The 20,395-nt window shown below is 70.3% G+C and carries 23 protein-coding genes; 17 read left to right on the forward strand and 6 right to left on the reverse strand.

Features of this window, described 5'->3' with window-relative positions; genetic code table 11:
• Nucleotides 1–110: 110 nt before the first annotated feature.
• Nucleotides 111–1,592, forward strand: coding sequence for a 30S ribosomal protein S1 (gene rpsA / locus AC4BGB_RS19160; protein ID WP_490548585.1), 1,482 nt, complete (start codon nucleotides 111–113; stop codon nucleotides 1,590–1,592).
• Nucleotides 1,593–1,702: 110 nt separating this feature from the next.
• Here the strand turns inward: rpsA and AC4BGB_RS19165 are convergent, their stop codons facing one another.
• Both AC4BGB_RS19165 and AC4BGB_RS19170 read right to left on the reverse strand, forming a co-directional pair.
• Complete coding sequence (locus tag AC4BGB_RS19165) at nucleotides 1,703–2,266, reverse strand: mismatch-specific DNA-glycosylase (protein ID WP_490548586.1); 564 nt, start codon at nucleotides 2,264–2,266, stop codon at nucleotides 1,703–1,705.
• Nucleotides 2,266–3,540 (reverse strand): class I adenylate-forming enzyme family protein, encoded by a 1,275-nt coding sequence (locus AC4BGB_RS19170; RefSeq protein WP_490548587.1) that lies wholly within the window; start codon nucleotides 3,538–3,540, stop codon nucleotides 2,266–2,268. Before AC4BGB_RS19170 ends, AC4BGB_RS19165 begins: the two co-directional genes overlap by 1 nt.
• Before the next feature lie 188 nt (nucleotides 3,541–3,728).
• Here AC4BGB_RS19170 and AC4BGB_RS19175 point away from each other — a divergent pair, with 188 nt between their 5' ends.
• Nucleotides 3,729–4,157 (forward strand): PLD nuclease N-terminal domain-containing protein, encoded by a 429-nt coding sequence (locus tag AC4BGB_RS19175; protein WP_490548588.1) that lies wholly within the window; start codon nucleotides 3,729–3,731, stop codon nucleotides 4,155–4,157.
• A 96-nt stretch (nucleotides 4,158–4,253) separates the two neighbouring features.
• Nucleotides 4,254–4,865 carry a dephospho-CoA kinase gene (coaE, locus tag AC4BGB_RS19180; protein ID WP_490548589.1) on the forward strand — a complete coding sequence of 204 codons (612 nt, stop codon included), beginning with the start codon at nucleotides 4,254–4,256 and terminating at the stop codon, nucleotides 4,863–4,865.
• Between the two features lie 40 nt (nucleotides 4,866–4,905).
• Here coaE and AC4BGB_RS19185 read toward each other — a convergent pair whose 3' ends face one another.
• Complete coding sequence (locus AC4BGB_RS19185) at nucleotides 4,906–5,859, reverse strand: sigma-70 family RNA polymerase sigma factor (RefSeq protein WP_490548590.1); 954 nt, start codon at nucleotides 5,857–5,859, stop codon at nucleotides 4,906–4,908.
• A gap of 249 nt (nucleotides 5,860–6,108) precedes the next feature.
• Between AC4BGB_RS19185 and AC4BGB_RS19190 the strand changes: the two genes are divergently transcribed.
• The 3 genes from AC4BGB_RS19190 to AC4BGB_RS19200 all read left to right on the forward strand — a co-directional run bounded on the left by AC4BGB_RS19190 (nucleotide 6,109) and on the right by AC4BGB_RS19200 (nucleotide 8,710).
• Nucleotides 6,109–6,819, forward strand: a complete 711-nt coding sequence (locus tag AC4BGB_RS19190) for a LamB/YcsF family protein (RefSeq protein WP_490548591.1) — start codon at nucleotides 6,109–6,111, stop codon at nucleotides 6,817–6,819.
• A 411-nt stretch (nucleotides 6,820–7,230) separates the two neighbouring features.
• The gene (pxpB, locus tag AC4BGB_RS19195; protein ID WP_490548592.1) at nucleotides 7,231–7,863 is read left to right on the forward strand and encodes a 5-oxoprolinase subunit PxpB; all 633 of its coding nucleotides are present in this window, start codon (nucleotides 7,231–7,233) and stop codon (nucleotides 7,861–7,863) included.
• Between the two features lie 7 nt (nucleotides 7,864–7,870).
• Nucleotides 7,871–8,710, forward strand: a complete 840-nt coding sequence (locus tag AC4BGB_RS19200; protein ID WP_490548593.1) for a 5-oxoprolinase subunit C family protein — start codon at nucleotides 7,871–7,873, stop codon at nucleotides 8,708–8,710.
• On the opposite strand, the gene AC4BGB_RS19205 is transcribed toward AC4BGB_RS19200, so the two are convergent.
• A complete protein-coding gene (locus AC4BGB_RS19205; protein ID WP_490548594.1) occupies nucleotides 8,691–10,010 on the reverse strand; it encodes a DNA polymerase IV in 1,320 nt (439 codons plus the stop codon). The two genes, AC4BGB_RS19200 and AC4BGB_RS19205, sit on opposite strands and share 20 nt — an antisense overlap.
• 141 nt (nucleotides 10,011–10,151) lie before the next feature.
• Here AC4BGB_RS19205 and AC4BGB_RS19210 point away from each other — a divergent pair, with 141 nt between their 5' ends.
• Together AC4BGB_RS19210 and AC4BGB_RS19215 are read left to right on the forward strand one after the other, a co-directional pair.
• Nucleotides 10,152–11,201: a DUF4192 domain-containing protein gene (locus AC4BGB_RS19210; RefSeq protein ID WP_490548595.1), complete on the forward strand. Its 1,050-nt coding sequence runs from the start codon at nucleotides 10,152–10,154 to the stop codon at nucleotides 11,199–11,201.
• Between the two features lie 30 nt (nucleotides 11,202–11,231).
• Nucleotides 11,232–12,704: a glutamate-cysteine ligase family protein gene (locus tag AC4BGB_RS19215; protein ID WP_490548596.1), complete on the forward strand. Its 1,473-nt coding sequence runs from the start codon at nucleotides 11,232–11,234 to the stop codon at nucleotides 12,702–12,704.
• Between the two features lie 22 nt (nucleotides 12,705–12,726).
• Here AC4BGB_RS19215 and AC4BGB_RS19220 read toward each other — a convergent pair whose 3' ends face one another.
• Together AC4BGB_RS19220 and AC4BGB_RS19225 are read right to left on the reverse strand one after the other, a co-directional pair.
• On the reverse strand, nucleotides 12,727–13,140 hold the full coding sequence (locus AC4BGB_RS19220) for a hypothetical protein (RefSeq protein WP_490548597.1): 414 nt from the start codon (nucleotides 13,138–13,140) through the stop codon (nucleotides 12,727–12,729).
• 66 nt (nucleotides 13,141–13,206) lie between these two features.
• A complete protein-coding gene (locus tag AC4BGB_RS19225) occupies nucleotides 13,207–14,217 on the reverse strand; it encodes an AraC-like ligand-binding domain-containing protein (protein WP_490548598.1) in 1,011 nt (336 codons plus the stop codon).
• 176 nt (nucleotides 14,218–14,393) lie between these two features.
• Between AC4BGB_RS19225 and AC4BGB_RS19230 the strand changes: the two genes are divergently transcribed.
• From AC4BGB_RS19230 to AC4BGB_RS19270, 9 genes are all read left to right on the forward strand, one after another.
• The gene (locus AC4BGB_RS19230; RefSeq protein WP_490548599.1) at nucleotides 14,394–15,350 is read left to right on the forward strand and encodes an alpha/beta hydrolase; all 957 of its coding nucleotides are present in this window, start codon (nucleotides 14,394–14,396) and stop codon (nucleotides 15,348–15,350) included.
• A gap of 56 nt (nucleotides 15,351–15,406) precedes the next feature.
• Nucleotides 15,407–15,718 (forward strand): EthD family reductase, encoded by a 312-nt coding sequence (locus AC4BGB_RS19235; protein WP_490548600.1) that lies wholly within the window; start codon nucleotides 15,407–15,409, stop codon nucleotides 15,716–15,718.
• A 109-nt stretch (nucleotides 15,719–15,827) separates the two neighbouring features.
• The gene (locus AC4BGB_RS19240) at nucleotides 15,828–16,397 is read left to right on the forward strand and encodes an HhH-GPD-type base excision DNA repair protein (RefSeq protein WP_490548601.1); all 570 of its coding nucleotides are present in this window, start codon (nucleotides 15,828–15,830) and stop codon (nucleotides 16,395–16,397) included.
• 121 nt (nucleotides 16,398–16,518) lie between these two features.
• A complete protein-coding gene (locus tag AC4BGB_RS19245; RefSeq protein ID WP_490548602.1) occupies nucleotides 16,519–17,703 on the forward strand; it encodes an RNA polymerase sigma factor in 1,185 nt (394 codons plus the stop codon).
• A gap of 116 nt (nucleotides 17,704–17,819) precedes the next feature.
• A complete protein-coding gene (locus tag AC4BGB_RS19250; RefSeq protein WP_490548603.1) occupies nucleotides 17,820–18,029 on the forward strand; it encodes a hypothetical protein in 210 nt (69 codons plus the stop codon).
• Nucleotides 18,026–18,943: a tyrosine-type recombinase/integrase gene (locus tag AC4BGB_RS19255; RefSeq protein ID WP_490548604.1), complete on the forward strand. Its 918-nt coding sequence runs from the start codon at nucleotides 18,026–18,028 to the stop codon at nucleotides 18,941–18,943. Before AC4BGB_RS19250 ends, AC4BGB_RS19255 begins: the two co-directional genes overlap by 4 nt.
• Nucleotides 18,940–19,476, forward strand: coding sequence for a hypothetical protein (locus tag AC4BGB_RS19260; protein ID WP_490548605.1), 537 nt, complete (start codon nucleotides 18,940–18,942; stop codon nucleotides 19,474–19,476). The genes AC4BGB_RS19255 and AC4BGB_RS19260 overlap by 4 nt, the downstream gene beginning before the upstream one ends.
• Nucleotides 19,477–19,610: 134 nt before the next feature.
• A complete protein-coding gene (locus AC4BGB_RS19265; protein ID WP_490548606.1) occupies nucleotides 19,611–19,907 on the forward strand; it encodes a hypothetical protein in 297 nt (98 codons plus the stop codon).
• Nucleotides 19,897–20,118: a DUF6011 domain-containing protein gene (locus AC4BGB_RS19270; protein ID WP_490548607.1), complete on the forward strand. Its 222-nt coding sequence runs from the start codon at nucleotides 19,897–19,899 to the stop codon at nucleotides 20,116–20,118. Before AC4BGB_RS19265 ends, AC4BGB_RS19270 begins: the two co-directional genes overlap by 11 nt.
• Nucleotides 20,119–20,395: the final 277 nt, after the last annotated feature.

A 20,395-nucleotide genomic window follows, 5' to 3' on the forward strand; every position in this document is an offset into this window, starting at 1 on the left:
GGCCCGTTGCGGGAAACCGCGTAGGGCAACGAACCAACAATCGTGATGGTGAAACGGGCCTCTGCGCGTGCCCGTACGACTTCTATCCACCCGAAGGTTCCTCTTTCCCTATGACAATCACCCCCACTCTTTCCGACGCTCCGCAGGTCGCCATCAACGACATCGGTTCGGAGGAGGACTTCCTCGCCGCGATCGACGCGACGATCAAGTACTTCAACGACGGTGACATCGTCGAAGGCACCATCGTCAAGGTCGACCGCGACGAGGTCCTGCTGGACATCGGCTACAAGACCGAGGGTGTCATTCCCTCGCGCGAGCTCTCGATCAAGCACGACGTCGACCCCAACGAGGTCGTCAAGGTCGGTGACCAGGTCGAGGCCCTCGTTCTCCAGAAGGAGGACAAGGAAGGCCGGCTGATCCTGTCCAAGAAGCGCGCACAGTACGAGCGCGCCTGGGGCACCATCGAGCAGGTCAAGGAAGAGGACGGCGTCGTCGAGGGCACCGTCATCGAGGTCGTCAAGGGCGGCCTGATCCTCGACATCGGCCTGCGCGGCTTCCTGCCCGCCTCGCTGGTGGAGATGCGCCGCGTGCGCGACCTGCAGCCCTACGTGGGCCAGACGCTCGAGGCCAAGATCATCGAGCTCGACAAGAACCGCAACAACGTCGTGCTCTCGCGTCGCGCGTGGCTCGAGCAGACCCAGTCCGAGGTCCGTCACGGTTTCCTCACCCAGCTCCAGAAGGGCCAGATCCGCAAGGGTGTCGTGTCCTCGATCGTCAACTTCGGTGCCTTCGTGGACCTCGGTGGCGTCGACGGCCTGGTGCACGTCTCCGAGCTGTCCTGGAAGCACATCGACCACCCGAGCGAGGTCGTCACCGTCGGTGACGAGGTCACCGTCGAGGTGCTCGACGTCGACATGGAGCGCGAGCGCGTCTCCCTGTCGCTCAAGGCGACCCAGGAAGACCCGTGGCAGCACTTCGCCCGGACCCACCAGATCGGCCAGATCGTGCCGGGCAAGGTCACCAAGCTGGTGCCCTTCGGTTCCTTCGTCCGCGTCGAGGAGGGCATCGAGGGCCTGGTGCACATCTCCGAGCTGGCCGAGCGCCACGTGGAGATCCCCGAGCAGGTCGTCCAGGTCAACGACGACGTCATGGTCAAGATCATCGACATCGACCTCGAGCGTCGCCGGATCTCGCTGTCGCTGAAGCAGGCCAACGAGACCGCCACCGCGGTCGAGGGCGAGGAGTTCGACCCGACCCTCTACGGCATGGCAGCGACCTACGACGAGCAGGGCAACTACATCTACCCGGAGGGCTTCGACCCCGAGACCGGTGAGTGGCTCGAGGGCTTCGAGGAGCAGCGCAAGACCTGGGAGGACCAGTACGCCAAGGCGCACGCTCGCTGGGAGGCGCACCTCAAGCAGCAGGGCGAGGCCAAGCAGGCCGAGGCCGAGGCCGGCGAGGCGACGTCCTACTCCAGCGGTGGCGACACCCGCGGCGACGCCGACGGTGGCTCCGAGGCCGAGGGCGGCTCGCTCGCCTCCGACGAGGCACTGCAGGCACTGCGCGAGAAGCTGACCGGCGGGGGCGCCTGACCCGCAGGCTGAACACAGTTCCGGAGCCCGGTCCCCATGCGTGGGGGCCGGGCTCCGGCACGTTCGAGGGGTGCTCGGCGTCGTCTGCTGCGGCTCCCGTACGGGAGAGGTCAGATGATCCCGGCGGCCCGGCCGGCAGCCGCGTAGGCCTCGGCGAGCGAGGCGACGTTCTCGTGGGCGTTCAGGCCGCTGGGGTTGGGGACGACCCACAGCTCGGCGCCCTCGAACGGCTCGTCCTGGCGGCCGGCGGTCGCCTTCGGCCGGCCGAACGCGTGCCGGTAGGCGGTGATGCCGGCGACGGCGACGACCTGCGGTCTGCGTGCGCGCACCAGCGCCCGCAGGCGCTCGCCGCCCTCGCGGAGCTCGGCCGGGGTCAGCTCGGCGGCACCGGCGGTCGCGCGGGGGACCAGGTTGGTGATCCCGAGGCCGCGTGACTCCAGGTGCTGCCGCTCCCGCTCGGTCATCCCCTTCGACGGGGCCACCGGCTCGGTGAGGATCCCGGCCCGCAGGAGCGCGGGGTAGAAGCGGTTGCCGGGGCGGGCGAAGTGCGCCTGCACGGCCGCCGTCCACAGGCCCGGGTTGATCCCGACGAACAGCAGCCGCAGGTCCTCGGGCAGCAGGTCGGGGACCTCCGCACCGTTGAACTGCGCCAGCTCGGTCTTGGTGAAGCCCATCAGCGCCCGTCCTCGACGAGGTCGGGCAGGTCGAGGCGGCGTACCTTCCCGGTGGGGGTGCGGGGGAGGGTGTCGACCCGGTGGTACTCCTTGGGCCGCTTCGCGGGCGCGAGGTGCTCCCGCGCATGCGCCTCCAGGTCGGCCGTGCCCGCCTCGCCGACCACGGCCGCGCACACCCGCTGGCCCCAGTCCTCGTCGGCCACCCCGAAGACGGCGAGGTCGGTGACTCCAGCCACCTCGCCGAGCACGCGTTCCACCTCGGCAGGGTAGACGTTCACGCCGCCGCTGATGATCAGGTCCTCGCGCCGTCCGTCGAGGAAGACGTAGCCGTCCTCGTCGATCCGTCCGAGGTCCCCGACGGTGAACGCGGGGCCCGCGTCGGTCTCCCGCCAGGCGGCGGCTGTCTTGTCCGGGTCGCCGAGGTAGGTGAACCGCGCATGGGCAGGTACGGCGCACCACAGGTGGCCCTCCTCGTCGACCGTGATCGTGCGACCGGGTCGTGCGCGCCCCAGCGTGCCGGGCCGCTGCAGCCACTCCTCGCTGCGGCAGGCGGTGAACTGCCCCTCGGTTGATCCGTAGAACTCCCAGGTGGAGCCCTCGGGGAAGTCCGCGACCAGGCGCCGCTTCACCCACTCCGGGCACGGCGCCCCGGCGTGGGCGACCAGCCGGAACGACGACAGGTCGGGGGTGCCGTGCTCGTCCCAGTGACCGAGGAGCCGTTGCAGGTGGGCCGGGACGCAGAACATGGTCGTCGGCCGGTGCTCGCGGATCGCCTCGGTGACGACCGCGGCGTCGAAGGGCCCGGGGACCACGACCCGGCCGCCGGCGAGCAGGGTGCCGGTCGCGAACCGCAGCGGGGCCGAGTGGTGCAGCGGGCTCAGCACCAGGTGCACGTCCTCCTCGGCGAACCCCCACAGGTCGCGCTCCTCGGCCAGCAGCGCCTCCGCCTCCGGTGTCGCCAGCAGCCCCGAGAACACGCCCTTGGGGCGGCCGGTGGTGCCGCTCGTGAGGTGGATCGGCCGGCCGAGCGGAGGCCCGGCGAGGTCGCCCGCCACGACTCGGCCCAGGGCGTCGAGCTCCTCCGGCGTGCTCACCACGACCTCCGGGTCGAGATCCTCGAGCAGCATCGACCGCTCGCTCGCGGTCAGCTTCGCGTCCATCGGGACAGGGAACACGCCCCGGCGCAGCAGCGCGATCACCAGCTCGGCGTACGCCACCGAGCCCGGCACGAGCAGCGCCACCCGGGAGCCGGGAGCGAGGTCCAGCGAATCCACGCCGCCGATCCTGCCAGCCTCCGCCCCGCAGTGACCGTCGGGCCGGGGGCAGTTTCCCAGGTGATGAACCCGACCTGCCTCTTCGCACACCTCACGCCGTGTGTGAAGAGGCAGGTTGCCGTGCGAGGAGCGAGACGTGTACGCCGAACGGCAGACGCCCCCGTCTCGCCTGCGGCACACTCTCGGTCATGATCCGGTTGGAGCTGGCCCTGGGCCTGGTGACGCTCGCGCTGTGCATCTACTGCCTGGTCGACGTGATCTCCCGCAGCGCCGACGAGGTCCGCAACCTGCCCAAGGTCGCGTGGATCCTGCTGGTGTTGTTCTTCCCCTTCGCCGGGTCGGTGGCCTACCTGCTGGCAGGGCGGCCCCAGGGGGCGTCGTGGCGAGCACAGCAGAAGCGCGCCGCGCCGGGGTTCCCGGAGTACGACCGGCCCGGACGCGCGGCGGCGACCAGCCCGGAGGACGACGAGGCGTTCCTGCGCAGGGTGCGCGAGCGTGCCGAGGAACAGCGCCGCCGGCACCGCGAGGCCGAGCTGGAGCGGGCTCGCGAGGAGCAGGCGAAGCTCGAGCGGCGGCTCCGGCGGGAGCAGCCCGACGAGCCCGATGCCGGTTCCTGAACCCGCTCGTCCGGTTCCGGGCACCGAGTCCCTCAGCCGGCGCCGGCGCCGCGGGGCCGAGGGACGTCTCCGGACTCGTGCTGCGATGATCGCCCGGTGACCACACGCGTAGGACTCACAGGCGGCATCGCCTCCGGCAAGAGCACCGTCTCCACCGCTCTCGCCGAGCTCGGTGCGGTGATCATCGACGCGGACGCCCTCGCACGTGAGGTCGTTGCGAAGGGCACCCCGGGGCTGCAGGCCGTGGTCGAGGAGTTCGGCGAGGAGCTGCTCGGTCCCGACGGTGAGCTGGATCGGCCCGCGATGGGTCGGCTGGTCTTCAACGACGAGCAGGCGCGGAGGCGTCTCGAGGCGATCGTGCACCCCCTGGTCTTCGAGCGCATCGTCGAGCTCGAGGAGCAGGCGCCCGAGGACGCGGTCGTCGTACACGACATCCCGCTGCTCGCCGAGAGCGGTCGCGCCGGGACCTTCGACGCCGTGATCGTGGTGGACGCTCCCGAAGAGCTGCAGGTCGAGCGGATGACGCGCGACCGGGGCTGGACGGAGGAGGACGCCCGCTCCCGGATCCGGGCACAGGCGTCCCGCGAGGACCGGCGCGCGATCGCGACCCACGTCATCGAGAACAGCGGGACACGCGAAGACCTCCGCGCGCGCGTCGCGGAGGTCTTCGCGGAAGTGGTCTCGACGGGTCCCGGATCAGCTGGGTGAGCAAACCGGCCCGGTCCGTCGAGCGGTCTGAGGCCTGTGCTCAGGCGGCGAGGTCGGGATCGGCGAGGCGACGCAGCTTCGCGATCGCCTCACGCTCGAGCTGCCGGACCCGTTCGGCCGAGATGCCGTGGCGGGCGCCGATGTCGGCCAGCTTGTGCTGGCGTCCGTCGACCAGGCCGTAGCGCGAGCGCACGATGTCCGCGGAGCGGTCGTCGAGCAACCCGACCAGCGTGCTCAGCCGGTCACGCGACTCGGTGTCGAGCACGGTCAGGTCCGGACCGGGCGAGCTCTCCTGGGCGATCAGGTCGCCCAGCGAGGTGTCGCCGTCCTCGTCGATCGGGGTGTCGAGGCTGACGTGGTCCCGGCCCCAGGCCATCAGGTCGAGGACGCGCTCGGGATCCATGGAGAGCTCGACCGCGATCTCCTCGGGGTCGGGTGCCCGGCCCAGCTGGCGCTCGAGGGTACGACGGGCCGAGCCCACCTGGTTGAGCTCCTCGACCACGTGCACCGGCAGCCGCACCACGCGTGCCTGCTGAGCGATCCCGCGGGTGATCGCCTGGCGCACCCACCACGTCGCGTAGGTGGAGAACTTGTAGCCCTTGGCGTAGTCGAACTTCTCCACGGCGCGGATCAGCCCGGTGTTGCCCTCCTGGATCAGGTCGAGCATCGGCATCTGGCTGCGCCCGTACTTGCGGGCGATCGAGACGACCAGCCGCAGGTTGGCGTTGATGAACCGCTGCAGTGCGCGCTCGCCCTCCTCGGCCAACCAGGTGAGCTCTTCCTCGGTGGCGAGCTTGGGAGCACCACCCTTCCGCCTGCCTACCCGGCCCTCCTCGAGGAGCTTCGCGGCGAACAGCCCCGCCTCGATGGTCTTGGAGAGCTCGACCTCGGTCGCGGCGTCCAGCAACGGTGTCCGTGCGATCTCGTCGAGGTAGAGACCGACGCTGTCGCGTCCTTCGATCTCACGGTCGTTGCGGGTGGTGGTGGTGGTCATGGCGGCCTTTCCCTTTCTGCAGGTGGACCGGTACGGCTGGTCCTGTTGGTCCAACACAGTGCGGTGGTACGGGATTCCCGACCGTGTCGGGGGTGAGGCCCGAAATCCGCCTCTCACCCTTGTAGACGTGCTAGTACCCCGCGAAGTTGCGGCGTACGCGAGTTCTCAGTCAGTTCTCAGCGATGGCGGCCCCCGGCACGCCTTCGGGCCCCCGCACGCCCGGCGATGGAAAACGGGCAGACTTCTGCCATGCGGATCGACCTCAACGCCGACCTCGGGGAGGGCGTCACCGACGACGAAGGACTCCTCGAGGTGGTCACCAGCGCCAACCTCGCCTGCGGGTTCCACGCCGGTGACGAAGACACCATGCGCCGGGTGTGCGAGTCCGCCGCTGCGCGCGGGGTGGTGGTGGGAGCCCAGGTCTCATACCTGGACAAGGAGAACTTCGGGCGCAGTTCGATGGACGTGGAAGGCGACCTGCTCGCGGCCTGGGTGGCCGAACAGGTGGAGGTCCTGTCCCGGATCGCGGCGGAATGTGGCATCGAGGTGGCCTACCTGAAGCCGCACGGCGCGCTCTACAACAGGGTGGTCGACGACGAGGGGCAGGCGGCCGCCGTACTGCGCGGCAGTGGCTCCCTGCCGGTGCTGGGTCTACCTGGGTCGGCGATCCTGCGGCTGGCCCGGGCCGCGGGCCGGACCGTGGTGGCGGAGGGCTTCCCGGACCGGGGGTACACCGACGAGGGCCGGCTGGTGCCGCGCGACCAGCCGGGCGCACTGGTGGAGGGGGCCGATGCGGTCGCCAGGAACGCGGTCGAGATGGCGCTGCGCGGTGTAGTCCAGTCGCTGTGCGTGCACGGTGACTCACCGGGTGCGGTCCGGACCGCCGGCGCCGTGCGAGCAGCACTGGAGGGGACCGGGCACCGCCTCGTTGCCTGGGCGGGAGCAGCACGGTCCGGGTGACCGGGTTTTCCACAGAGCACGGGAAAACCTGTGGAAAACGGCGCGAACCTGTGGAGGGCTCCCGAGTCCCTGTGGGCAACGCCGCAGCACGGTGGAAATGTCGGGTTCCCGCGCGGTCAGGGTCTTGTGCGCTCGTCCCGCCGTCGCGTAGAACAATGGGCACCGAGCCCGTCAGGGCAGCGGTGGACCAGATGAGGACCGTGGGATCAGCCCGGCGAGGAGACCCGTCGGAGCCGTCGGTGGTGTGGACGGCCGAAGCCCGTGGGGTCGCTGGTCCGGGACGTCACATCACGTCGTCCCACCAGTGGGGTCCGCGGCAACTCATACTTCCCGCGGACCCCACGACTACGTCCGAGGTCGCCTCGGCCCGCGGGCTGCGGCGGCGCCGGCTTCTCTGCGAGGATCCTCGAGATGGATGTCCGGCCTTTCGGTGACCACGGGTTGCTGCTCCAGTGCCAGGGGCCCGACGCTGTACGCGCGGCGTACGCCGAGGTCCTGCGCCGCCGCGACAACGGCGAGCTGAGCTGCACCGACGTCGTCCCGGGGGCGAGCACGCTCCTGCTGGACGGCGTACGGGAACCCGGCGAGGTCGGCAGGCTGCTCGCCGGCTGGTCGCTCGACCAGCCCGACCCGGACGCCGGTGCATACGGTGACCTCGTCGAGCTGCCGGTGACCTATGACGGTCCTGACCTGGAGTCGGTCGCCGAGCACTGCGGGATGGAGGTCGGTGAGGTCGTCCGGCTGCACCGCGAGACCGAGTTCGTCGTTGCCTTCTGCGGCTTCGCTCCCGGCTTCGCCTACCTCAGCGGCCTGCCCGAGGAACTGCACGTGCCGCGCCGCGAGGACCCGAGGTCCCGGGTCCCGGCGGGCTCGGTGGGACTGGCCGGCGCCTTCACCGGCGTCTACCCGCGGTCCTCGCCGGGTGGGTGGCAGCTGGTCGCACGCACCGATGCGCCGCTGTGGGACCTCGACCGCGATCCTCCGGCCCTGCTCGCGCCCGGCACCCGGGTGCGGTTCGTGGAGGCGAGCAGCAGTGGGAGCTGAACGGTGCATGGAGGTGCTCGACGTCGGTCCGCAGGTGACCGTGCAGGACCTCGGTCGTCCCGGCCTGGCGCATCTCGGGGTCCCGCGCTCGGGAGCGCTCGACGAGCCGGCACACCGGCTGGCGAACCGGCTGGTGGGCAACGACGAGTCCGCGGCGACGCTGGAGTGCCTGGCCGGGCAGCTGCGGGTCCGGGCCCGGACGGGCCTGACCATCGCCGTCACCGGCGCCCGGGTCGCGGTGAGCGTCGCCGGCCGTCCGAGCGAGTGGGGGAGCGCGGTCTCCGTGCCTCCCGGGGCCGAGATCGAGCTCGGGGCGCCGACCGAGGGACTGCGGGCCTACCTGGCCGTCTCGGGCGGCATCGAGGTGCCCGCCGTGCTCGGGTCGCGCTCCACGGACCTGCTCTCGGGCCTGGGACCCGAGCCGGTGTCCGCCGGCGACGAGCTGCCGGTGGGGGATCCGCTTGGGACGCCGGTGCCCGTCGACGCCGGGCGGCTGCCGCCGGCCTCGCGCGTGCTCCGGCTGCGGCTCGGTCCACGTGAGGACTGGTTCACCGAGGGGAGCCTGGCGGCCCTCGACGGGTCGTCGTACGCCGTGGGCAGCGACTCGAACCGGATCGGGCTGCGCCTGGAGGGGGAGCCGATCCGCAGGCGCGACGACGAGGAGCTGCCGAGCGAGGGGATGGTGCTGGGTGCCGTGCAGGTGCCGCCCAACGGACAGCCAGTGGTCTTCCTCAACGACCATCCCACCACCGGCGGGTACCCGGTGGTCGGCGTGGTGGCGCTCGAGGACCTCGCCGTCTGCGCCCAGCTGCGGCCGGGGGAGCAGGTCACTCTTCGCGTGGTCTGACCGGCTTCAGCGCGGGGTCGTCGATCGAGAAGCTGAGCACCCGGCCGGGAGGTGTGTCCGCGGTCTCGAAGCGCACCGTGACCACGCCCCTGCCCGAACCCCACACCCAGCCGGGGCCGTGCTCCTCGTGGGTCACGTCCATGCCCGGTGCCCAGGCGCGATGCCTTGAGGCGGCCGCGACGGCGGCCAGGGTGACCTCGTCGGAGACGGCAGCGGGCTCGTCGTCCTCCTCGGTGAAGAGGTACTCCTGGATCCAGTCCGCGAACCCGGAGACGCCGACCCCCAGCAGCCGTACGCCGCTCGAGGTGTCCAGCTCGGCGAGCAGGCGGCGGGCGACCCGGGCAATCTGGCGCACGTCGTCGGAGGGCTCGGAGAGGGTGGCCGAGCGGCTCACCGTGGAGAAGTCGTGCAGCCGGACCTTGATCGAGACGGTGCGACCGGAGATCCGCGCCTTGCGCAGCCGTTCGGCGACCTTGCCCGCCTGGCGGTCGAGAAGCGCCTCGAGCAGCCGCTTGTCGACGTGGTCGGTGTCGTAGGTGTCCTCGACGCTGATCGACTTCGCCTCGCGCTCGGGCTCCACCGGGCGGCTGTCCCGGGCCCGTGCCAGGGCGTGGAGGCCGGCGCCGTGGGCGCGCCCGAGGAGCCGGACCAGCTCCTCCTCGGTGAGCCGCTCGAGCTCCTCCACCGTGTGCACGCCGACGCGGCGCAGGCGCTCGGCGGTGGCGGGACCGACCCCGGGGATCACCGTGACCTGCATCGGCCGCAGCAGGTCCTGCTCCATGCCCGGTGCGACCACCACCAGGCCGTCCGGCTTGTCGAGGTCGCTGGCGATCTTGGCGACGAGCTTGGAGGTGCCGATGCCCACCGATCCCGCGATGCCGCCGGTGACCTCGCGGATGCGGGCCTTGAGGTCACGGGCCAGGGCGCTGACCGAGGCGATCGAACGGTCCGCCAGGTCCGCGGCCTCGAGGTCGACGAACGCCTCGTCGAGCGACAACGGCTCCACCAGCGGGCTGACCGAGCGCAGCACCTCCATCACCGCGCGGCTGGTGTCGCGGTAGGCGTGGAAGCGCCCCGACAAGAACGCCGCGTTCGGGCAGCGCCGTCGTGCCTCGGCAGTCGACATCGCCGAGTGCACGCCGAAGGTCCGGGCCTCGTACGACGCGGTGGCCACCACCCCGCGACCGCCCACGCCTCCCACCACGACGGGCTTGCCCCGCAGGGAGGGCTTGTCCCGCTGCTCCACGGAGGCGAAGAACGCATCCAGGTCCATGTGCAGGATCGTCGGCTCGGAACGCACGTCGTGATCGTGCCACGACCGGCCGACGAGGGAGCGCGCCCCATGACCGGCTCCCGTCCACAGCCGGCCTGCTGCACCGGTTCTGCACAGGCCGATCGACGGCCTCGGCGCACGTCCCCCGCACGGCCGAGGGTGACAGGCATGACCCCCACACCCGAGTCGCCCCTGGACCCGCCCACCTTCGTGGCCCGGACGCCCACCGACCTGATCGCCGTCGTCCCCGGAGTCCTGGGCTTCCATCCCCGGGACTCCGTCGTCCTGCTCACGTTCGGGCCCCCCGCGGGCGGCTTCCACGCCCGGGTGGACCTGCCGCTGGAGCCGGGGGAGCAGGAGGAGGTGACCGACCTGCTCCTCGAGGCCGTGGTCGCCAACCAGGCACGCCGGGTCGCTGTCCTGCTCTACACCGACGACGCCGAGGCCGCTCACGCGATGGCGCTGCTGCTGGTGGGCCGGCTGCTCGCCGAGGGGGTCGAGGTCGTCGAGGTGCTGCGCGTCGACGACGGTCGCTGGCACCCGGTGCCCGACGACGGGCTCCCCGGCACGGCGTACGAGCTCGAGACGCACCCGTTCACCGCGCAGCGGGTCTTCGAGGGCCACGTCGTCCACCGCGACCGTGAGGACCTGGCGGACTCACTGCTGGGGACCGACGAGGAGGACGCGGTGGCGGTGGCGCTGGCCGCGACGAGGTTCACCGACCTGGTGGCGACCTCGGAGGAGACCGCGGACCCCGTGCACGGCTTCCTGCGCAGCGAGGCGCAGTGGCTGCAGCAGCGCATCCGCGCCCGGCTGGCGGACCGGGAGCCGCTGCACCCCCGCGATGCCGGCCGGGTGCTGGTGCTCACCTCGCTCGTCCCCACCCGTGACGTCGCCTGGGCCGAGATCGACCGGGTGACCTCCGCTGGCCACGTCGACCTGTGGCGCGAGCTGGTCCGGCGCAGCCCTCGCGAGCTGCTCCCCGGGGCATCCGCGCTGCTCGCGTTCGCCGCCTGGCAGCACGGTGACGGCGCCCTGGCCTGGTGCGCGATCGACCGGTGCCTGGAGGTGGAGCCCGACTACTCGATGGCGCACTGCGTGGCCGAGGTGCTCACCCGGGCGGTGCCGCCGAGCGTGTGGGTCCCGATCCCGCAGGAGGAGCTGACCGTGTTCGCTGCATCCACCCCGCTGCACGGACGGGCCGACCGAGCCTCGTGACACCCGCCTGTGGCCACTACTGTTTCGGCCATGGGAGAAGAAGTCGAGCTGCAGGAGTTCACCCGGGCCGACCGCACCCGACACCGCGAGAAGGTACGCCGCTGCCTGGACGTGTTCGCGCGGATGCTGCGGGAGTCGCGTTTCGACGTCGACGACCCGATGACCGGGATGGAGATCGAGTTCAACCTCGTCGACGGCGACGGAAGGCCCTCGCTGAAGAGCGCCGAGGCGCTGGCGGCGATCGCTAGCCCCCACTTCCAGACCGAGCTCGCGCAGTTCAACCTCGAGATCAACGTGTTGCCACGACGGCTCGGGGCACGCGGGATCTCCGGCTTCGAGGAGGACCTGCGCTCGGCCCTGAACCACGCCGAGGGCAAGTCCAACGAGGTCGCCGCCAACATGGTGATGATCGGCATCCTGCCGACGCTCGAGGAGGGCCACCTGAGTCCCTCGCGGATCAGCCCCAACCCGCGCTACAAGCTGCTCAGCGACCAGATCCTGGGGGCCCGTGGGGAGGACCTGGTCATCGACATCCAGGGCGTCGAACGGCTCCGGACGACCTCGGAGTCGATCATGCCGGAGGCCGCCTGCACCTCGACCCAGCTGCACACCCAGGTGAGCCCGGAGAACTTCGCGGCGTACTGGAACGCCTCCCAGGCGATCGCCGGCATCCAGCTCGCGGTGGGCGCCAACTCGCCGTACCTCCTGGGCAAGCAGCTGTGGCAGGAGACCCGCATCCCGCTGTTCGAGCAGGCGACAGACACCCGCGGCGAGGAGCTCAAGGAGCAGGGCGTCCGGCCCCGGGTCTGGTTCGGCGAGCGCTGGATCACCTCGATCTTCGACCTCTTCGAGGAGAACGTCCGCTACTTCCCGGCGCTGCTGCCGATCACGGACGCGGAGGACCCGCTCGAGGTGCTGGAGTCGGGCGGGACCCCGGCGCTCTCGGAGCTGAAGCTGCACAACGGCACGATCTACCGGTGGAACCGGCCGGTCTACGACACCTCCGGGGGCGTGCCGCACCTGCGCGTGGAGAACCGTGTCCTCGCGGCCGGTCCGAGCGTGGTCGACACGATGGCCAACGCGGCGTTCTACTTCGGCCTCACGCGTGCGCTGGCCGAGGACGACCGGCCCCTGTGGTCGCGGATGTCGTTCTCCGCGGCGGAGGAGAACTTCCACGTCGCCGCCCAGCACGGCATCGACGCACGCGTCTACTGGCCCGGCATCGGTGAGGTGAGCGCCACCGAGCTGGTGCTGCGCCGGCTGCTCCCGCTGGCCTACGAGGGGCTCTCGCGCTGGGGCGTCGGTCACGACGAGGCCTCACGCGTCCTCTCGATCATCGAGCAGCGGTGCGTGCTGCACCGCAACGGCGCCTCGTGGTTCGTCGAGAAGGTGGCCGCCCACGAGCGTGTCGGCGCCGACCGCGAGGAGGCACTGCGGCTGGCCCTGCTGGCCTACAGGGAGCTGATGCACGCCAACGAGCCGGTGCACACCTGGCCCGTGTGAGTCTTCCTGGTCCTCGCGCGCCTCAGCCGGAGACGGGGGAGCGGTTCCGGATCCGGCTCCACACCCGCGACCGACCGCTGACCAGGTCGACCCAACCGCTGCGGTTGAGCACGAAGAACGCCGGCAGCACCAGCCCGTGGCGCCCGAACCCGGCCAGGGATGCCGCGAACCACTCCGCGTCCGCGTCGGTCCGCTCGAGCCCGCCACCGCGGGTCAGCCACGCGCAGGCGCCACCGGGCTCGGCGAGCCCGTCCAGCGCCCGCTCGACCAGGTCGGCGCGCAGCGGCACCGATGCGTCGGTGAGCTGCGGGATCGAGACCCGGTCACGGCCCGGGTGGCCCACGTGGCACGTCGGTGGCAGCGTGCGCCGGGTGCCGGAACGGGTCACGAAGTCCTGCAGCTCTCGGCGGACGGCGGCTGCGACCTCGGGCTCCATGGGCCCAGCCTGCCCTCGTGCGAGTCGCCGGTGTGGGCGCTCCACAGGCTCCGTTGCGAGCCGGCGCTAGACCGACCCGGGGGCCCGGCCAAGCCGGTGCAGGTCGGAGGGGTTGTACCCGAAGTGGCTCTTGAAGGCGCGGGAGAAGTGGCTGGCATCGGAGTAGCGCCACCTGCTGGCGACCTGGGAGACGCTGCGGCCGGCGAGGAGGTCGTCGCGGGCACGGGCGAGGCGTCGGATGCGGATGGTGCCCGAGACGCTCTCGGCGCTGCCCTCGTAGGCGCGGTGCAGGGATCGCAGCGAGACCCCGAGACGGGACGCGACCTTGGCAGGGCTCAGGGCCGGATCGGCGAGGTTGCGTGCGATGAACGTCTCGGCGGCGGTGCGCAGCGCCGTCGAGGTGTCGGTGGAGCTGAGCGGGAGGTCCTGGAGGGCGGCGGCGAGCAGCTCGATGGTCGCGTTGCGTGCCGCGGGCAGTGCACCCAGGGGCAGCCGGTCGAGGGTGTGGGAGAGCCCTTCGAGGTAGCCCGCGAGCAGCATCACCGCGGGGGCGGCCCGGTCGAGCACGGTCCCGGTCTGGAGGAGCCCGCGGCTGCCGACCTCGGCCAGGGCGCTCTTGGGCACGAACAGGCTGCGCTTGACGAGCGGCTCCTGGACGGCGAACCGGGCTGGGTGGGCGGAGTCCCAGATCACGACGCTTCCCGGCTCCAGTTGGGACTCGCCGCGCCCCTGGGCGACGACCTCGCGTCCCTTGAGCGTCATCAGCATGACTAGGTACTCGTCGTCGGTCTGCGAGATCTCGTGGGCGCGCCGGGCGCCGGTCGAGGGGTCGCACGAGCAGTCCACCAGGACCAGGTCGGCCAGGTGGCGTCGCCGTACGGAGGCGTCGAAGGTGTCCGGGTCGCCGGTGAGCTCCTGGATGCTCCAGGGCAGGTGGGTCGAGGACAGCATCCGTGACCAGGCCTCGTGTGCGTCGGCGCGCGAACGGGCGTGGAAGTCCCACTCATCGGGCTCGCCGGGCCCGAGACGGGTCGCGGGTCGGTTCGAGGCCCGGCCCGCTCCGCTGGGTGCGTTCATCTGAGCTCCCGTCTGCGTGACCGTGGTCACTGCCACCTCACGATAGGTCCGGCCCTGGGGCCCAACAAGGGGGCTCGGGGCCGTGGCACGCAACGTCATGAGGACGGCACTCGCAGGCATGGCTGTGACCGAGGGCACGTCCTAGGTTGCTGGGAACGCACCCACGGAGGACCCACATGACCAGCACCCTGGACGACCCCTCGGCCATCGCCACCCCCGACCACCGCAGCGACGTGGAGTTCGACTCCGACGGCGTCACCCTGCGCGGCTGGTACTACCGGGCCACCAGTGGCGGCACCGCGCCGACCATCGTGATGAGCCACGGTTTCGCAGCGGTCAAGGAGATGTACCTCGACAAGTACGCCGAGCACTTCTCGGCCAACGGGCTCAACGTCCTGGTCTACGACAACCGCAACCTCGGTGCCTCGGACGGCACCCCACGCGGCGAGATCACCCCGTGGCACCAGATCGACGATTACCGCAACGCGATCACGTTCGCGGAGACCCTCGAGGGCACGGACCCCGACCGCATCGCGATCTGGGGCTCCTCCTACTCCGGGGGCCACGTCCTGGTCGTCGCCGCCCAGGACCGCCGGGTCAAGTGCGTCAGCGCCCAGGTCCCGGTCATCGACGGGGACGCCAACTTCCGCCAGCTGGTCCGTGCCGACTTCGTCGCCGGTGCCCGCGCGGGGTTCGACGAGGACCGCCGTTCCCGGTTCGGTGGCGGCGAGCCGGCCATGATCGACGTCGTCAACGAGGACCCGATGGCTCCCGCCGCGCTGCCGACCCCGGACTCCTACAGGTGGTTCATCGGTACCCACGAGCTGCGTGCCCCCAGCTACGTGAACTCCTGCACCCTGCGCAGCGTGGAGCGGTTCTCCGAGTACCAGCCCGGTGCCTACCTGCGGCTGATCGCGCCGACGCCACTGCTGATGTGCGTGGCCGAGAACGATGTGCTGACGCCCACCAAGATCGCGATCGACGGGTTCCACGAAGCGCGTGAGCCCAAGAAGCTCGTGGTCCTCCCGGGGGGCCACTTCGACGCGTACGTCGACGGCTTCGAGATCTCCGCCCAGGTCCAGCTCGACTGGTTCAGCACCCACCTGCTCAGCCGGGCCGGCACCACCGCCTGACCAGCCCTTCCGGCATCTCTCCAGCCCCCGCAGAACCCCCGAGAAAAGAGAGAGTGATGACCCACACCCTGCTCGCGATGTACAACCACCCCGAGGACACCGAGGCCTTCGACCGGCACTACGCCGAGACGCACGCCAAGCTCGGCCTCGCGTTCCCCGGGCTCCGCTCCTTCACCGGCACCCACCCCGGGCCCGAGGACGGCGCTCCCGCTCCCTACTACTTCATCGCCGCCCTGGCGTTCGACGACCAGCAGGCTCTCGAGGCCGCGATCGCGGGACCGGAGGGACAGGCCGCGATCGCCGACCTGGAGAACTTCGCCGGAGCCGGGGTCACGATCATCAACGGCCCCACGACCACCTACCTGTAGGCGAGGGACGAGTCGACGAGCCGCCGTGAGCTCGGGCTCCGCGGGCACCGCCTGCCCTCGCACCAGTGGCTGGTGGGAGGTCCACAGGCTGCGTTGGCATGATGGCGCCATGGACATCCACATCACCGGCGACGAGCACGCCGACCAGGTACTCACCGAGGACCCGTTCGCCCTCCTCGTCGGGATGCTCCTCGACCAGCAGTTCCCGATGGAGCGTGCCTTCGCCGGACCGGCGAAGCTGCTGGAGCGGTTCGGCAACCTCGACCCGGCGCAGATCGCGGCCGCGGAGCCCGAGCAGTTCGCCTCGCTGTGCTCCGAGCCGCCGGCGGTGCACCGGTTCCCGGGCTCGATGGCCGAGCGGATCCAGGCGGTGGCGCGCGTCGTGGCGGAGGAGTACGACGGGCACGCCGAGCGGATCTGGACAGAGGCGGCCGACGGGCGCGACCTGCTCAAACGGATGACCGCGCTCCCGGGGTTCGGCAAGCAGAAGTCCCAGATCTTCGTGGCGCTGCTGGCCAAGCAGGTCGGCGTACGTCCGCAGGGGTGGGAGGCCGTGGTCGGCGACTACAGTCTCGAGGGCTACCGCTCGGTCGCAGACGTGGTCGACGCCGCGTCCCTGGAGCGCGTGCGGAGCTTCAAGAAGGCCGCCAAGGCCAAGAAGGCCGCGGCCGGAACATGACCGGCGCGCCCCCGGCTTGGGGGTCGTGACACAATGAGAATGCGGCTGTTGACAGGTACGGGTCCTGTCGCGCCCCTGCAGTTTCCTGAAAAGTTCCTGAACGACAATCGAGAGGTAGTTCGTGTCCTCGAGTTCGTCAAGCGCGACCGCCAAGAAGACGGCCGCCAAGAAAGCCCCCGCCAAGAAGGCAGCGGTCAAGACCGCCGAGCAGATCCAGGCCGAGGTGGCCGCTGTCGGACCCGACGGCAAGAAGATCCTCCTCGACCTCCCTGACGAACAGTTCGAGAAGGACGTCAAGGCCGATCCGACGATCAAGGAAGACGAGAAGACCGCCACCTTCATCGTCTCGGCCGCCGACGAGACCGACGAGCCCGAGCAGCAGGTCATGGTCGCCGGTGCGACCGCCGACCCGGTCAAGGACTACCTCAAGCAGATCGGCAAGGTCCCGCTGCTGAACGCGGAGATGGAGGTCGAGCTCGCCAAGCGGATCGAGGCCGGCCTCTTCTCCGAGGAGAAGCTCTCCAAGGGCGGCAAGATCAGCCCCAAGATCCTCGACGAGCTCCAGTGGATCTCCGAGGACGGGCGCCGCGCCAAGAACCACCTGCTCGAGGCCAACCTGCGACTCGTGGTCTCGCTGGCCAAGCGCTACACCGGCCGCGGGATGCTGTTCCTCGACCTGATCCAGGAGGGCAACCTCGGCCTGATCCGTGCGGTCGAGAAGTTCGACTACACCAAGGGCTACAAGTTCTCCACCTACGCGACGTGGTGGATCCGCCAGGCGATCACCCGCGCGATGGCCGACCAGGCCCGCACCATCCGGATCCCCGTGCACATGGTCGAGGTGATCAACAAGCTCGCCCGCGTCCAGCGGCAGATGCTGCAGGACCTCGGCCGCGAGCCCACGCCCGAGGAGCTCGCCAAGGAGCTCGACATGACCCCTGAGAAGGTCATCGAGGTCCAGAAGTACGGCCGCGAGCCGATCTCCCTGCACACCCCGCTCGGCGAGGACGGCGACTCCGAGTTCGGCGACCTGATCGAGGACTCCGAGGCGATCGTCCCCGCGGACGCCGTCTCGTTCACCCTCCTTCAGGAGCAGCTGCACGCCGTGCTGGACACGCTCTCCGAGCGTGAGGCCGGCGTGGTCTCGATGCGCTTCGGGCTCACCGACGGCCAGCCCAAGACGCTCGACGAGATCGGCAAGGTCTACGGCGTGACCCGCGAGCGGATCCGCCAGATCGAGTCCAAGACGATGTCGAAGCTGCGGCACCCCAGCCGTTCCCAGGTGCTGCGCGACTACCTCGACTGAGGTGTTCGGCCCTGGAGGGCTGATCATGCAGGTCAGAAGCCTGTGAGGGCCTCTTCTGGGGGACACGCTACGCCGCACAGCGCTCTTAGTCCAGATATCAAAGTAGACTGCGTGTCATGACGGCCCCACCACACCCAGACGTGCCGCTGTGGCGTTCGCGCCTGGCCGCGGGTGTGGGTGGGCTGGCACTGCTCCTGATCGTGCTCTCGATCCTGGGCGAGGGCGCTCCCTGGACCCTGCTCGGCGGCGGGATCTGCTTCGTGTCGATGATGCTGATCGACGGGTCGTTCAAGCGCTGGTGGCGCAAGGAGCCAACCCGGCGATGACCCTGACCGTCGATGAGGCCGAGCAGCTCGCCACCTCTTGGCAGCTCGCGCTGCGTGCCGAGCGCAAGAGTCCGCAGACGCTGAAGACCTACGGCGACGGAGTCCGGTTCTACCTCACCTGGTGCACCGAGAACCTCGCCGAGCCGTTCACCAAGTCGGCGCTCAACCTCTGGGTGGCCACCCTGCTCGAGGCCGGCGCCGCCGCCTCCACCGCCCGCTCCCGCCAGCTCGCTGTACGCCGGTTCTCCGCGTGGCTGGCCGAGGAGGGCGAGCTCGCCACCGATCCGTTCGTGGGGGTGAAGTCACCCAAGCTCGATGAGCAGGTGGTCGAGCCGCTGAGCGATGACGAGCTGCGCGCCCTGCTCAAGGCGTGCCAGCCACCCAAGGGCGCCGAACCCAAGGTCGCCATGCGCCACCGCCGCGACGAGGCGATGGTCCGGATCATGTTCGAGTCCGGGGTCCGGGCCGGAGAAGTGGTCAACATGGGCGTCGACGACGTCGACCTGGTCGCCGGCACTCTGACCATCCGCCGTGGCAAGGGCGGCAAGGGCCGCACCGTCCCGATCGGCCCGGACACCACCCTCGCCCTGGACCGGTACCTCCGGCTGCGCCGCGGACACCGCCTCGCCGCGAGCGCTGACCTGTGGCTGGGAGACCGGGGGAAGCGGTTCTCCTACGACGCCCTGCACAAGTCGCTGAAGGAACGCGCCGAGGTCGCCGGCCTCTCCGGGTTCCACCCGCACAAGCTGCGGCACACCGCCGCGCACCGCTGGCTCGCCGCAGGCGGCTCCGAGTCCGGCCTGATGGCCGTCGCCGGCTGGACCCGACCCGACATGCTGATGCGCTACACCAAGGCCCAGGCGTCCTCCCGGGCCGCCGAGGAGGCCAAGAAGCTGAACTTGGGGGAGTTGTGAGCGAACCCGATCTTGAGAAAGTGCGACTGCTCGTACGTCAGAGGCAAGATCGAGTCGCGGAAGTGGCGCGGCGACAACAAATGTTCCTAGACGACGACAGCGCGGATGAGTACCGAAAACTGACCAAGTGGTGCCCGAAGCGGCACAGTGGCGGAAAGACGCAGAAGGTCGCCGAGGTTCACGCCACCAAGTACGGCACCTTCTTCGTCGCGAAGCTTCCCTGGGCGCCTTCGGATGCGACGCAGTTGCGACCATGGATTGAGGATTCGTACCTCAGCGACCTTCTTCAGGGCGCCATGCTCGACGACGATGCGTTGCTCAGGAACGCCCTGGAGAACCTCGAGCAGTGGAAGGTGAAAGGTCCCGGGGACCTGAGTTGGATTGCAGATCGCAAGGGTCGTGCCCATCACTTGCTTGATGTCATCGACCTGCCCTTCTCCACCGGTCGTGTCCCGTTGTGGGTCCGTTGTCCGACCCACCTCGAGGACTTCGAGGCGCTTGACCCGAAGCGACTGCTGGCGAAGTTCCGCTGATTTACGGATCACACACGCTATAGTTGGTGATGTAGTACACCGCTCCAAGGGGAGCGGCGGGGCCAGGATGATTAGTCTCCAGACCACCGCACCAGTGAACGGGCGTTCGGTGCACCTTCTTCGTGAGGTGCATCATGTCCGAAATCACCGAAGCCGAGCGTTCGCTCTTAGGTAGCCTTGCCGCCCACCAGTCGTGGGCCAACACGATTGATCGTTCCGCGCGAACGGCTCCCGCCCGGGCGGCGCAGGACCAGCGCTTCCTCGAGCAAGCAGACGGTGACCCCGTCCGCGCCGCGCACTTGCGTAAGGCGCACTTCAAGAAGTTGGCGCTTATGAGCGCCCGCGCCCGCCGGAAAGCGAAAGAACTCACCGCGGCCGCCGAGACCGCGGAATCGGAGCTCAAGGCGCTGGGCGGTCCCGATGCTGCCTGAACATGAGAGAGGCCGCCCCGGCGAAGAGCGGCCCCAAGGTGTCACGACTGGCGACGAGACGAGCCTAGACCACATCAGAGACACTTCGGTAGATCACTCCGCGCGGTGCATGCGCTGCCGGCATCCACTACGCGCAGCGCGCTCGGTCCGCGTCGGTCTCGGCCCTGAGTGCCGCAAGATCGTGCTCGAGCTGATCCTGGCGGCGTCATGAAGACGGCGGCGCTCGTGGTCGTCGACAGCGACATGGTGCTGATCGTTGGGCCCCTGGTGCGCGAGTGCTTGGGTCGTGCGCGCATGCGGCCGATCTATGTCCATGGACCCGACGCACGGGGATGGTGCCTGGACCGCAGGCGTCTCGGTGACGCCGTGGCCGTCCTGGAGCGCAACGGGTATCAGGTGAAGCTCGAGGGAGACGTCCCGTCTCCCGCACCGCCTCCACCGAGCTCCTCGCGTATCGACGACGCCGGGAACGATGAGGCTGGCCTGTG

The sequence above is a fragment of the Nocardioides sp. Z30_9 genome (assembly GCF_058215735.1).